Origin of the sequence: Oceanibaculum nanhaiense (assembly GCF_002148795.1) — a bacterium.
GTDB classification, from domain to species: domain Bacteria; phylum Pseudomonadota; class Alphaproteobacteria; order Oceanibaculales; family Oceanibaculaceae; genus Oceanibaculum; species Oceanibaculum nanhaiense.
Genome location: NZ_MPOB01000013.1, coordinates 25536 through 39352 on the forward strand (window position 1 = coordinate 25536; position 13817 = coordinate 39352).

At 64.1% G+C, this 13817-nt stretch carries 12 protein-coding genes; 10 read left to right on the forward strand and 2 right to left on the reverse strand.

The features are described from left to right. Window positions 1–97: 97 nt before the first annotated feature. From BKM74_RS16840 to BKM74_RS16885, 10 genes are all read left to right on the forward strand, one after another. Window positions 98–2269, forward strand: a complete 2172-nt coding sequence (locus BKM74_RS16840; RefSeq protein WP_086466878.1) for a RelA/SpoT family protein — start codon at window positions 98–100, stop codon at window positions 2267–2269. A 138-nt stretch (window positions 2270–2407) separates the two neighbouring features. Beyond that, complete coding sequence (locus BKM74_RS16845; protein ID WP_086466879.1) at window positions 2408–3178, forward strand: pyridoxine 5'-phosphate synthase; 771 nt, start codon at window positions 2408–2410, stop codon at window positions 3176–3178. Window positions 3179–3280: 102 nt separating this feature from the next. Next, the gene (gene lepB, locus BKM74_RS16850; RefSeq protein WP_176342591.1) at window positions 3281–4042 is read left to right on the forward strand and encodes a signal peptidase I; all 762 of its coding nucleotides are present in this window, start codon (window positions 3281–3283) and stop codon (window positions 4040–4042) included. A gap of 15 nt (window positions 4043–4057) precedes the next feature. Next, a complete protein-coding gene (rnc, locus tag BKM74_RS16855; protein WP_086466880.1) occupies window positions 4058–4759 on the forward strand; it encodes a ribonuclease III in 702 nt (233 codons plus the stop codon). Next, a complete protein-coding gene (gene era / locus BKM74_RS16860; protein WP_086466881.1) occupies window positions 4756–5676 on the forward strand; it encodes a GTPase Era in 921 nt (306 codons plus the stop codon). The genes rnc and era overlap by 4 nt, the downstream gene beginning before the upstream one ends. Before the next feature lie 25 nt (window positions 5677–5701). Continuing rightward, window positions 5702–6448, forward strand: a complete 747-nt coding sequence (gene recO, locus BKM74_RS16865; RefSeq protein ID WP_086466882.1) for a DNA repair protein RecO — start codon at window positions 5702–5704, stop codon at window positions 6446–6448. Continuing rightward, window positions 6445–8688, forward strand: a complete 2244-nt coding sequence (gene parC, locus BKM74_RS16870; RefSeq protein ID WP_086466883.1) for a DNA topoisomerase IV subunit A — start codon at window positions 6445–6447, stop codon at window positions 8686–8688. The genes recO and parC overlap by 4 nt, the downstream gene beginning before the upstream one ends. 71 nt (window positions 8689–8759) lie before the next feature. Next, on the forward strand, window positions 8760–9353 hold the full coding sequence (locus tag BKM74_RS16875; protein ID WP_086466884.1) for a biotin transporter BioY: 594 nt from the start codon (window positions 8760–8762) through the stop codon (window positions 9351–9353). Between the two features lie 154 nt (window positions 9354–9507). Beyond that, entirely contained in the window at window positions 9508–10053 is a 546-nt protein-coding gene (locus BKM74_RS16880; RefSeq protein ID WP_245825980.1) for a TRAP transporter small permease subunit, read from the forward strand. A gap of 9 nt (window positions 10054–10062) precedes the next feature. Beyond that, a complete protein-coding gene (locus BKM74_RS16885) occupies window positions 10063–11625 on the forward strand; it encodes a TRAP transporter large permease (protein ID WP_245825981.1) in 1563 nt (520 codons plus the stop codon). An 81-nt stretch (window positions 11626–11706) separates the two neighbouring features. Here the strand turns inward: BKM74_RS16885 and BKM74_RS16890 are convergent, their stop codons facing one another. Together BKM74_RS16890 and BKM74_RS16895 are read right to left on the reverse strand one after the other, a co-directional pair. Beyond that, entirely contained in the window at window positions 11707–12813 is a 1107-nt protein-coding gene (locus BKM74_RS16890) for a TRAP transporter substrate-binding protein (RefSeq protein WP_086466886.1), read from the reverse strand. 188 nt (window positions 12814–13001) lie between these two features. Beyond that, window positions 13002–13808 carry an arginyltransferase gene (locus BKM74_RS16895; RefSeq protein WP_086466887.1) on the reverse strand — a complete coding sequence of 269 codons (807 nt, stop codon included), beginning with the start codon at window positions 13806–13808 and terminating at the stop codon, window positions 13002–13004. Window positions 13809–13817 lie beyond the last annotated feature (9 nt).

Genomic DNA, 13817 nt, shown 5'->3' on the forward strand with positions numbered 1-13817 from the left:
TTAGCCGCCCTCCCGCCGGCATCGACATGGCGGAGAGGGCGGAAAATCCTATATATTTAATGAAATGCTTTTTCATTAACTGGCTGGACGGCGCGCCATGATGCGTCAATACGAATTGGTCGAGCGTGTTCGCTCCTACGATCCGCGTGCGGATGAGGCGAAGCTCGACCGCGCCTATGTCTATGCCATGAAGATGCACGGCTCGCAGAAGCGCGCCTCGGGCGATCCCTATTTCTCCCACCCCATCGAAGTCGCCGGCATCCTGACCGACCTGAAGCTGGACGGCGATTCCATCGTCACCGCCCTGCTGCATGACACCATCGAGGATACCGACGCGACGCTGCCGGATATCGAGCAGCTGTTCGGCAAGGAGGTCGCGCGCCTCGTCGATGGCGTGACCAAGCTGACCCGCATCGAGCTGCAGTCCGACCAGTCCAAGCAGGCGGAGAATTTTCGCAAGCTGGTGCTGGCGATGTCGGAGGATATCCGCGTTCTGCTGGTGAAGCTGGCCGACCGGCTGCACAATATGCGCACGCTGCATTTTATCAAAAGCGAGGACAAGCGCCGGCGCATCGCGCTGGAAACGCTGGAAATCTATGCCCCGCTGGCGGAGCGCATCGGCATCCACACCTGGAAGGACGAACTCCAGGATCTGGCGTTCCGGCAGCTCCATCCCGATGCGCGGGAATCCATCGTCACCCGGCTGGCCTTCCTGCGCGAGCAGGGGGAGCCGCTGGTCGGCCGCGTCATCACGGCGCTGAAGAAGACCCTTGCCGAATACGGCATGCACGAGGTTGGGGTCTTCGGGCGCGAAAAATCGCCTTTCTCCATCTGGGAGAAGATGAAGCGCAAGAATGTCAGCTTCGAACAGCTCTCCGACATCATGGCGTTCCGTATCGTCGTGGACTCGGTCGAGCAGTGCTATCAGGCACTCGGCATCATCCATGCGCAGTTTCCTGTCGTGCCGGGGCGCTTCAAGGACTACATCTCGGTGCCGAAGCCGAACGGTTACCGCTCGCTGCATACCGGGGTGATCGGGCCGGAGCGCCAGCGCATCGAGATGCAGATCCGCACGCCCGACATGCACCAGACGGCAGAACTCGGTGTAGCCGCGCACTGGGACTACAAGCAGCATAGCGGTGAGCATCAGAAGGAAGGCCGAAAATACCGCTGGATACGGGAGCTTCTGGACATTCTGGAAAGCGCCGCCGGGCCGGAGGAATTCCTCGAGCACACCAAGCTCGAAATGTACCAGGACCAGGTGTTCTGCTTCACGCCGAAGGGCGACCTGATCTCGCTGCCGCGCGGCGCCACCCCCATCGATTTTGCCTATGCCGTCCATTCCGAAATCGGCGACCGCTGCGTCGGTGCGAAGCTGAACGGCCGTCTGGTGCCGCTGCGCGCGCAGCTGAAGAACGGCGACCAGGTGGACATCGTCACCTCCAAGACGCAATCGCCGTCGCCAACCTGGGAAGAATTTGTCGTCACCGGCAAGGCCAAGGCGTGCATCCGCCGCTTCATCCGCCAGCAGAAGCGCGACGAGTTCATGTCCCTCGGCCGCACGATCACGGAAAAGGCGTTCCGGCAGGAGGGGATTCCCTTCACCGAAAAGGCGCTGGAGCGTGCGCCGCAAATCTTCAAGCTGGAAAAGCTGGACGATCTGTTTGCCCAGGTCGGCGAGGGGCTGCTGACCGGCCTGCATGTCGTGCACACGCTGTTCCCGGAGACCAAGCGCAACCGGACCGATGGCAAGCCGAGCGACGGCAAGATCGTGCCGATCGCGCGGGCGCGCAACAAGGCCCGCAAGGATCGCGAGGGCGCGGTCCCGATCCGCGGCCTGATCCCCGGCATGGCGATGCATTTCGCGAAATGCTGCCATCCGCTGCCCGGCGACCGCATTGTCGGCATCGTCACCACCGGCAAGGGGGTGACCATCCACACCATCGATTGCGATGTGTTGGAACAGTTTCACGATACGCCGGAACGCTGGTTGGATGTCGCCTGGGACGAACCGGGGGAAGGCGGCGACCGTCATGTCGGCCGGCTGTCGGTCATCATCTCGAACGAGCCGGGCAGCCTCGGCAACCTGACCATGACCATCGGCAAGAATCGCGGAAATATCAACAATCTCAAGATTACCAACAGGTCACAGGATTTCTTTGATATTCTGGTTGATGTCGAGGTCGAGGATGTGAAGCACCTGACCAACATCATCGCGGCGCTGCGCGCCAGCCCGATGATCAATTCCGTGGACCGCGCGCGGGGCTGATCCAGGTAAGGGGCGATTGTCGCGATGACATCGCCGGGAGCGCACCAGCCTTGCGGCTCGCAGGATGGTCATGGGCTTTCCAACTTCTGCCCCGTCATCATATCCTTAGTCGCTGTATTCGACCTGCGGAGAACGACCATGTCGGCAAGCGCATCCTCCCGCCATCTGCGTCTCGGCGTGAACATCGATCATGTGGCGACCATCCGCAACGCGCGGGGCGGCGGCCATCCCGATCCGGTGCGCGCGGCGAAACAGGCCGCGCAGGCTGGTGCCGACGGCATCACCGCGCATCTGCGCGAGGACCGGCGCCATATCTCCGACACGGATATCGACCGGCTGGTGGGCGAGATCGACCTGCCGCTGAATCTGGAGATGGCGGCAACCGACGAGATGCTGGCCATCGCGCTGCGCCACAAGCCGCACGCGGCCTGCATCGTGCCGGAAAAGCGCACCGAGGTGACGACCGAGGGCGGGCTGGATGCGGCCCGCCTGAAGGACGAGCTGATGCGCTACACGCAGGAACTGGGGGCGGCCGGTATCCGGGTGTCGCTGTTCATCGAGCCGGAGGCGGCACAGCTGGAGGCCGCAGTGGCGCTGGGCGCGCCGGTGGTGGAGCTGCACACAGGCGCCTATTGCGAGGCCACAGGTGCGGTGCGCGACCGGCAGCTGGCGCGCATCCTCGCCGCCGCGGCAAAGGCCGAAGAACTCGGGCTGGAATGCCATGCCGGCCACGGCCTCAGCTTCGACACGGTGGGGCCGGTCGCCGCGATCCCGACCATCCACGAACTGAATATCGGCCATTTTCTGATCGGCGAGGCGATCTTCAGCGGATTGGACAGCGCGATCAAGCGCATGCGGTCGCTGATGGACAAGGCCCGTGCCGAGGCAATCGGCGAACGCTCGGCCTGATCGCAGGGAAACCGTCTTGCAAACCTTGTGATGGGGACGCTTTTCGGGCATATGCTTTGAAAGCTCGTCCTTCGCCTTCCGGCGGAGGCCATCCCCATCAGCATGGTTCTGGCCCAACAGCATGGTTCTGTCACAGTGAGTAAATCTGGAGGGATCGGCGAAACGATCCGCACGGTCGTTTATGCGATACTCATCGCGCTTGGCATCCGCACTTTCGCCTACGAACCGTTCAATATTCCCTCGGGATCGATGATCCCGACCCTGCTGGTCGGCGATTATCTGTTCGTCAGCAAATTCTCCTACGGCTACAGCCGCTATTCGCTGCCCTTCGGCCTGCCGCTGATTCCGGGACGCATCCTGTTCACCGAGCCGGAACGCGGCGATGTCGTTGTGTTCAAGCTGCCGCGCGACAACGAGACCGACTACATCAAGCGCATCATCGGCCTGCCGGGCGACCGCATCCGCATGGTGGATGGCCGGCTCTACATCAATAACGAGCTGGTGAAGCGGGAGCGCGTCGAGGATTTCGTGCCGGAGGAGGCGCCTTCGATGCGCGTTACCCAGTACATGGAGACGCTGCCCAATGGCCGCCGTCACCTTATTCTGGAACGCAGCGACAACGGCATGCTGGACAATACGCCGGAATATATCGTGCCGGCCGGGCACTATTTCGGCATGGGCGACAATCGCGACGATTCGGTGGACAGCCGCGTGCTGGCCGGCGTCGGCTATATCCCGCGCGAGAATCTGGTGGGGCGGGCGGATGTGCTGTTCTTCTCCACCAATGGCACGGCCTCGCTGTGGGAAGTCTGGAAATGGCCCTTCTCGATCCGGTACGATCGGCTGTTCGATGGAATCCGCTGACCGGATGGCTTGACCATGGCGCAGGGCGCCACCGATACCAAGATTGAGGCGCTGACAGCGCGGCTGGGGCATGTGTTCGCCCGGCCTGCGCTGCTGACCGAGGCGCTGACCCATCTGAGCGCTACAGAACGGCGCTCGGCCGCCTATGAGCGGCTGGAGTTCCTGGGCGACCGGGTGCTCGGGCTGATTGTCGCCGAGACGCTGCTGGAGCGGTTCCCGCAGGAGCGCGAGGGCGATATCGCCAAGCGTCATGTCGGGCTGGTGCGCCGCGAGGCGCTGGCCCAGGTGGCCAGGACGATCCGGCTGGGCGATTATCTGATGCTGTCGCGCAGCGAGGCGGATGCCGGCGGGCGCGACAATGACGCGCTGCTGGCCGACGCGATGGAAGCGGTGATCGCCGCGCTCTATCTCGATGGCGGGCTGGAGGCGGCACGCCGCTTCGTACTGCGCGAGTGGGAGGCCCAGATGGCGGCGTCCGACCGGCCGCCGCAGGACGCCAAGACCGGTCTGCAGGAATGGGCGCAGGGGCGGGGGCTACCGCTGCCCTCCTATCGCGAGGTGGGCCGGGAAGGGCCGGCACATCAGCCGGTCTTCACCGTCGAGGTTACGGTAACCGGCCACAAGCCGGCCGAAGGGGCCGGCACCTCGAAGCGGATGGCGGAACAAGAAGCGGCGCAGGCGCTGCTCGACAGGCTGACAAAGGGAAAACGCACATGACCGACACTGCAGGTTCGACCGGCACGCGCTGCGGCTTCGTCGCGCTGGTCGGCGCACCCAATGCCGGCAAATCGACGCTGATGAACGCGCTGATCGGCGGCAAGGTATCGATTGTCAGCCCGAAGGTGCAGACCACGCGTACGCGGGTCACCGGCATCATCGCCGAGGGCGCCAGCCAGATCATCTTTGTCGATACGCCCGGCATCTTCGTGCCGAAACGGCGGCTGGACCGCGCCATGGTGCGCGCCGCCTGGGACGGGGCGAAGGATGCCGACGAGGTCGTGCTGCTGATCGATGCCTCTCAGGGGCGCCTCGATGAGGATAGCGAGCGGATCATCGCCGGTCTGGAACAGGCCGGCCGCAAGGCCGTGCTGGTGCTGAACAAGATCGATCTGGTGAAGCAGCGCGACAAGCTGCTGGCCAGGGTCCAGGCGTTGAACGAGCGTTTTCCGTTCACCCGTACCTTCATGATCTCGGCAACCAGCGGCGACGGCATCGCCGATCTGCGCAGCTATCTGGCCGGGGAAATGTCGGAAGGGCCGTGGCTCTACCCCGAGGACGAGATGACCGATATGCCGCTGCGCCTGCTGGCGGCGGAGGTCACCCGCGAGAAGCTGTTCCTCAACTACCATCAGGAAGTCCCCTACGGCCTCACCGTCGAGACCGAGAAGTGGGAGGATTTCAAGGATGGCTCGGTGAAGATCGACCAGACCGTCTATGTCCAGCGCGACAATCACAAGGCCATCGTGCTGGGCAAGGGCGGGCAGGCGATCCGCCGGGTGCGCGAGCAGTCGCAGAGCGAGCTGGAGGCGATGATGGAACGCAAGGTCCATCTCTTCCTGTTCGTGAAGGTCCGCGAATCCTGGGACGAGGATCCGGAGCGTTTCAAGCCCTGGGGGCTGGAATGGAATGCGTGACCGGCCTGTCCTTCCTGGCTGACTGATGGACTGGACCGACGACGGCATCGTGCTGAGTGCGCGGCCGCACGGCGAAGGCTCGCTGGTCGTCTCGCTGCTGACAATCGATCACGGGCGGCATGCCGGGCTGGTGCGCGGCGGCGGGTCGGGCCGCCAGCGCGGGATGTTCCAGCCGGGCAATCTGGTCCGGGCAGGCTGGCGGGCACGGCTGTCCGAACATCTGGGCAATTACAGCTGCGAGCTGATGCAGGCCCATGCCGCCGCCTATCTGGAAGACCCGCTGAAGCTGTCGGCGCTTTCCTCGGCCTGCGCCGTCGCCGATGGCGCGCTGGCGGAGCGCGAGCCGCATCCGGCGGTCTATGAAGGTCTGCTGGCGCTGATCGGACTGCTGGACAGCGCGGTCTGGGCCGCCGCCTATGTGAAATGGGAAACCGGCTTGCTCACCGATCTGGGCTTCGGCCTTGACCTCACGCGCTGCGCCGCCACCGGCCTGAATGACGATCTTGCCTATGTCAGCCCGCGCACCGGCCGCGCGGTGTCGCTGTCGGCGGGCGAACCCTATCGCGACCGGCTGTTGCGCCTGCCGGGGTTCCTGATCGGCCGCGGCGCCGACACGCCGGAGGAAGTAATGCACGGGCTGGACCTGACCGGCTTCTTCCTGGATCGGAATGTGTTCGGCCTGAATAACAAGCCGCTACCGGCAGCGCGCATACGATTCATTGACCGGCTGCGGCAGTCGGCTACTATATCTGGTGGAGGTGTGACCGAATGACCAAAAGCCAGACGACCGGCGAAATCCGCGATACAGGCCTCGCGGAAGCGCTGAGCGAGCGGTATCTGTCCTATGCGCTCTCGACCATCATGTCGCGTTCGCTGCCCGATGTGCGCGATGGGCTGAAGCCGGTGCACCGCCGGCTGCTGTTCGCCATGCGGCAGCTTGGGCTGGTCTCCAGCCAGGGCCACAAGAAATCGGCCCGCGTGGTCGGCGATGTCATCGGTAAATATCACCCGCATGGCGATTCGGCGATCTATGACGCGCTGGTGCGGCTGGCGCAGGATTTCGCGCAACGCTATCCGCTGATCGACGGGCAGGGCAATTTCGGCAATATCGACGGCGATAATGCGGCTGCCATGCGGTACACCGAGGCGCGGCTGACGCCGGTGGCCGAGCTGCTGCTGGAGGGCATCGACGAGGATGCTGTCAATTTCCGCCAGACTTACGACGGCGAGTCGGAAGAGCCGGTGGTGCTGCCGGCGGCCTTCCCGAACCTGCTGGCCAATGGCAGCCAGGGCATCGCCGTCGGCATGGCGACCAGCATTCCGCCGCACAATGTGGCGGAGCTGTGCGGCGCGCTTGGCCATATCGTGAAGGAAGAGATGCTGGGCGGGGCTGGCCCGGTGTCCACGGCGGCGCTGCTGGCCCATGTGAAGGGGCCGGACCTGCCGACCGGCGGCACGATTGCCGAGGCGCAGGAGGCCATCCTGCAGGCTTACGAGACCGGGCGTGGCAGCTTCCGGGTGCGGGCGCGCTGGCAGGTGGAAAAGCTGAATCACGGGCTGTTCCAGATCGTCGTCACGGAAATTCCCTATCAGGTGCAGAAATCCCGCCTGGTCGAGAAGATCGCCGAGCTGATGCAGGCCAAGAAGCTGGCCATGCTGGGCGATGTGCGCGACGAATCGACCGAGGATGTGCGCCTGGTGCTGGAGCCGAAGTCGCGCAATGTCGATCCCGCGGTTCTGATGGAAAGCCTGTTCCGGCAGACCGAGCTGGAGAACCGCATCTCGCTGAACATGAACCTGCTGGACCGCGAGGGCGTGCCGCGCGTGATGACGCTGCGCGAGGTTCTGATCGACTATCTGCTGCATCGCGAGGAGGTGCTGCGCCGGCGTACCACGCACCGGCTCGACCATATCGCCCGGCGGCTGGAGATTCTCGGCGGCTACCTGATCGCCTATCTGAACCTGGACGAGGTGATCCGCATCATCCGCGAGGAGGATGAGCCGAAGCAGGAGCTGATGACCCGCTTCGAACTGTCCGATTTGCAGGCCGAATCGATCCTCAACATGCGGCTGCGCTCCCTGCGCAAGCTGGAGGAGATCGAAATCCGCAAGGAATTCGATGCGCTGACGGAAGAGCAGACAGACCTCACCGACCTGATGGCGAAGGAACATCGGCGCTGGAAAATCGTCGGCCATCAGGTCGCGGATCTGCAAAAGCGCTTCGGCCAGGACACGGTGCTGGGCAAGCGCCGCACCGATATCGAGGGGCCGCCCTCGGAGACGGTGGTGCCGCTGGAAGCCATGGTCGAGCGCGAGCCGGTGACCGTGCTGTGTTCCGCCAAGGGCTGGGTGCGTGCGCTGCGCGGCCACAATGTCGATGTGGCGGAAACCAAGTACAAGGAAGGCGACGAGGCGCGGTTCGTCATCCCCTGCGAGACGACGGACAAGCTGCTGATGTTCACCGCCGACGGCAAGTTCTTCACCATCGGCGTGGACAAGCTGCCGCGCGGCCGCGGCTTCGGCGAGCCGATCCGGCTGATGATCGATCTGGCGCAGGACAAGGACATCGTCGCCCTGATGGTGCACAAGCCCGGTCGGCGGCTGCTGGTTGCCTCCGATGACGGGCGCGGTTTCCTGGTGAAGGAGGAGGATGTGCTGGCGCACACCCGCGGCGGCCGGCAGGTTGTCAATCCGGGCGAGGGGGCGTCGGCCACCATCTGCATCCCGGCCGAGGGTGACAGTGTCGCCGTGGTCGGCAGCAACCGCAAGCTGCTGGTCTTCGCGCTGGACGAAATCCCGGAGATGCAGCGCGGCCGCGGCGTGATCCTGCAGAAATATGCCGGCGGCAAGATGACCGACGTAAAGGTGTTCAACCTGGCGGATGGCATCAGCTGGACACTGAATGGCGGGCGGGTACGCACCGAACCGGATTTGCTGACCTGGCGCATGAAGCGCGCCGGGGCCGGCCGTCTGGTGCCGCGCGGCTTCCCGCTGAACAACCGCTTCACCTGAGGCTGATCGAAGGCTATAAGCCGGCCTTTCCCCGGCGGGTTTGCCGGGCGTACCATGGGAGACACTGAAACATGACGAGCATCAACGGATCGCAGGCGCTGGTGCAGCGCTATTGGCCCTCGCGCGAACAGGCCGGGCTGGGCCAGGGTGCCGTTCGTGCCCTGGCGCTGATCGCCTTCGGCAGCCTGTTCCTGGCCGTCATGGCGCAGATCAAGGTGCCGATGTGGCCGGTGCCGATCACGCTGCAGACCTTCGCCATTCTGTTGCTGGGTCTGACGTACGGCTTCCGCCTCGGCACGGCGACGATCCTGGCGCATGTCGCGCAAGGCGCCCTGGGGCTGCCGGTGTTCGCCGGCGGTGCTGGCGGGGTTGCCGTGCTGATGGGCCCGACCGGCGGCTATATTGCCGGCTTCGTGCTGGCGGTCATGCTGACCGGCTGGCTTGCTGACCGCGGCTGGTCGCGGCGGATCCTGCCGGCGATTGCGGCACTGGTGATCGGCAATCTGGCGATCTATGCCCTGGGTGCCGGCTATCTGAACACGGTTTTCCTCGGCGACTGGCAGAAGACGCTCGCGGTTGGCGTGCTGCCCTTTCTGCTGGGCGATGCGCTGAAGATCGGTCTCGCGGTTTCCGTCTTGCAGCTGGGATGGCGCCGTCGGAACTGAGGCGAAAGAAGGGCCCCTGCATAAGCCGGGGCCTTTCTTATATGGCTTTTTTGGCGGCACTTCGCTAAATAGCTGCGCATTGTAGGTCGCTGTATCCGCCGGCAAGAGTGGACATGCGAGACATAGGGTTGGTGAGTAGCGAGCGGGAGGCTTTGTGAGCGCCCTTGAGTTTTTTGTCCGTCTGGTTGACTCGTTGAACGAGTATATCGGGCGTTTCGTGTCCTGGTTCACCCTGGCCACGGTCATCATCTGTTTCGTCGTCGTGGTCCTGCGCTATGCCCTCGGCATCGGCATACTGTGGCTGCAGGAACTCTATGTCTGGTCGCACGCCATCGTGTTCATGGTCGGTGCCGGGTACACCATGCTCCATGGCGGGCATGTCCGGGTCGATATCTTCTACGACCGGCAGAGCGTGCGGAAGAAGGCCTGGACCGACATCTTCGGCACAATCGTGTTTCTGCTGCCCTGGCTGGCGGTGGTCGCCTATTTCGCCCTGGCCTTCTTCCAGGCGTCCTACAGGGTCGGCGAATCCTCCCCGCAAGGCGGCGGCATGCCAGCGCTTTACGTGCTGAAGGGCCTGATCCTGGTGTTCTGCTTCCTGGTCGGCTTGCAGGGCCTGGCGATGATCGGCCGCTCTATCCTTATCCTCAAGGGTCATACCGGCTTCCTGCCGGCGCCCGAAGAATTCACCAAGCGCTAGGACAGCCCGATGGATAAGGCGCTTCTCGGCGAACTGGTCGCCATGCTGATGTTCGTCGTCACGATCTTCATCGTGCTGGTGGGCTATCCGGTTGCTTTCACCCTGGCCGGAACGGCACTGCTCTTCAGCGTTCTGGGCCATCTTCTCGGCGTTTTCGACTATGCCTTCCTGACCAGCCTGCCGGCCCGCTATTTCGGCACCATGGTCAATGAAGTGCTGGTGGCGGTGCCACTGTTCGTCTTCATGGGCGTGATGCTGGAACGGTCCCGCATCGCCGAGGCGCTGCTGGAGACGATGGGCCAGCTGTTCGGCACGATGCGCGGCGGCCTTGGCATTTCCGTGATCCTGGTCGGTACGCTGCTGGCGGCCTCGACCGGCATCGTCGGCGCCACCGTCGTGACGATGGGCCTGCTCAGCCTGCCAGCGATGATGCGCGCCGGCTACGATCCGAAGCTGGCCAGTGGCATCATCTGCGCGTCCGGCACGTTGGGGCAGATCATCCCGCCCTCGACGGTGCTGATCTTCATCGGTGACATGCTGCAGGGCGCCAATCAGGCCGCCCAGCTCGCCAAGGGCAATCTGGCGCCCGATCCGGTATCGGTCGGCGATCTGTTCGTCGGCGCGCTACTGCCCGGTCTCCTGCTTGTCGGGCTCTATATTACCTGGATCCTGATCCGCTCCGTCGTCAGCCCGCAAAGCTGTCCGGCGATCGAGATGACGTCGGCGCAGCGCCGCGGCCTGCCGCTGCGCGTGGTGAAGGTGATGATACCGCCGCTGCTGCTTATCATCGCCGTGCTGGGATCGATCCTGGGCGGGTTTGCCACGCCGACCGAGTCGGCGTCGGTCGGCGCCGTCGGCGCGACCCTGCTGGCGGCGATGAACCGTCAGTTCAATCTGGTCATATTGAAGCAGGTGATGCGCTCCACCATGACCATCACCTCGATGGTCTTCATCCTGCTGCTGGGCGCGTCCGTCTTCTCCGTCGTGTTCCGTGGCCTGGGTGGCGAGAAGGTGGTGGAGGACGTGCTGTCCAGCCTGCCGGGCGGGCAGTTCACCGCGGTTCTGGCGGTCATGGCCCTGATGTTCCTGCTGGGCTTCTTCCTCGATACCTTCGAGATCATCTTCATCGTGGTGCCGATTACCGCCCCGGTGCTGCTGATGATGGGGGTCGATCCGGTCTGGCTGGGCGTCATGATCGGCGTGAATCTGCAGACCAGCTTCCTGACGCCACCCTTCGGCTTCGCGCTGTTCTATCTGCGTGGCGTGGCGGCGCGGCTGGTGTCGACCGGGGCGATCTATCGCGGTGCGGTGCCGTTCGTGGCTATCCAGGTCATCGCCATCGGCCTGCTTTGGTCCTTCCCCGACCTGGCGACCTGGCTGCCGAAGATGGTGTTCGGCAGTGACATGCCGGCGGCGGCCTCCACGCCGGGCGCGCCGGTCCAGTCGCTGGACGATCTGATTCGCGGCAGCACCGGCGGCAAGGACGATCTGATCCCGATGGACGACAGCACCCGCCAGGGCGGCTCCCAGGGTGGCCCGGACCCGATGGACCCGACGCAGCAATTCAAGTAAGCGGCGGCGGCTTCGCGACCGGCATGAAAAAACCCGCCCCGGTCATCCGGGGCGGGTTTGTCGTTTTCAGCCTTACGCCGGTCAGCCCGGATATTTGAACGGCAGCAGGCGGGCGTTGGTCAGGCTCTGGTCGGTGATGCGGGTATAGGCCATCGCCAGCTTGCGGGCGGCCAGGAAGGCCTCGGCGACCTTCTTCACCATCGGATCGGAGCTGGCCAGGATTTCCTCCATCAGCTCGCCCGACTTGTTGCCGTAAGCCTCCAGCACGTCGCGCGGGAACTGCTTCAGCTGCACGCCGTGATCGCGGATCAGCGACTGCAGCGCCGGGCCGGAACGGGCGTTGAACTCCGCCAGGATATAGTCGTTCTCGGCCGAGCAGGCGGCCTTCACGATTTCCTTCAGATCGTTCGGGAGCTTTTCGTAGATGCCCTTGTTCACGGTGCACTGGAGCATCGGCCCCGGCTCCTGCACGCCCGGATAATAGTAATTCTTGGCGACCTGATGGAAGCCGAGCGCCAGGTCGTTATAAGGGCCGACCCATTCCGCGGCGTCGACCGCGCCGGATTGCAGCGCCGGGAAGATTTCGCCGCCCGGCAGCAGAACCACGGTCATGCCCAGCTTCTGCCAGACCTGGCCGCCCTGGCCGGCGGTGCGGAACTTCATCCCCTTGATGTCTTCCAGGCTGTTGATTTCCTTGCGGAACCAGCCGGCCATCTGGGTGCCGGTATTACCGGCGGCGAAGGGCTTAAGATTGTAATTGGCGTAGACTTCGTCCCAGAGCTGCTGACCGCCGCCCCAGTGGATCCAGGCATTCATCTCGAAGGAGGTCATGCCGAACGGCACCGCGCAGAAGAACGGCGCGGCGACGGTCTTGCCCAGATGGTAATAGGCGGCGTCATGACCGATCTCGGCGGTGCCGGCGGACACGGCGTCCCACACCTGAAGGGCGGGGACCAACTCGCCACCGGCGAAGACCTTGATGCTCAGGCGGCCGTCGGTCATATCGGTGATGCGCTTGGCAAGGCGCTCGGCGCCGGTGCCCAGGCCCGGCAGGCCCTTCGGCCAGCTGGTGACCATGCGCCATTCGATCTTGCCCTGGCTGATCGCGGGGGTGGGGAAGGCGGCGGCGGTCGCCGCGGCGCCCACGCCGCCGATTGCCGCGCCCTTTAGAAATTTCCGGCGTTCCATACGTTTGCTCCCTGTTGTTGTCGGGTCTTTTGACCCGTGATTTTGCTTACTTGCCGTGCGGTTTTTTGAGTCCGCAGAATCAAATATGCGCACGGATTATATTCGGTCCGAAGGCCGCCGCAACCGGCTACCACGTCCGCGGCTGAAGTTTGCGGGAAACTTCTTTCGGTGTCACGGATATAGCAGTGTCACGGATAGAGGCCGGGATTGGCAAACATGGTGGGAGCCGGCCTGTCTGTGCCGCAGTTCGATACCGCGGGGTTGTCCGGGTCCAGGCTTTCCCAGCCATTGCTTCCCAGACCTTCCAGCGGGGTGAACCGGGTCTTGTAGGCCATCTTCTGGCTGCCCTTGATCCAGTAGCCGAGATAGAGATAGTCAAGCCCGGCCTGGCGCGTGCGGTTGACCGCGTCCAGGATCATGAAGGTGCCAAGGCCGTGCCGGGGCGCCGCCGGATTGTAGAAGCTATAGACCGCCGACAGCCCGTCGCTCTGCCGGTCCGCCAGCATGACAGCGAGCAGCTTTTGTTCGGGATCGCGATATTCCACCAGCCAGGTGTCGATCGGCGAGACCTCCACCATGTCGCGATAATCCTCATAGGTCATGAAGGACATCTCGCCGCCGAGGTGCCGTCCGGCCTGATAGGCCGTGAACAGCCGATATTGTTCCCAGCTGGCCACGGCGGGAACCGCTTCTCCGTGCAGATGCGCATTGGCGCGCATGATCCGGCGCTGGCTGCGGCTGAGACGGAAATCCTGGACGCGTAGGCGGACCGGTACGCAGGCCTGGCAGCCGGGACAGGCCGGCCGATAGACCAGATTCTGGCTGCGCCGGAAACCGGCAATGGCAAGCTGGTCGTAATGGGCCTGGGTGACCGACTTGCCGAGATCGGCGACCAGGCGCCGCTCCACACGGTTGTTCAGATAGGGGCAGGGCATCGGCGCGGTCCGGAAGAAATAGACCGGCGCGGTCAGAATATTGCGATCCCCCAGGAACATGATCGTGTC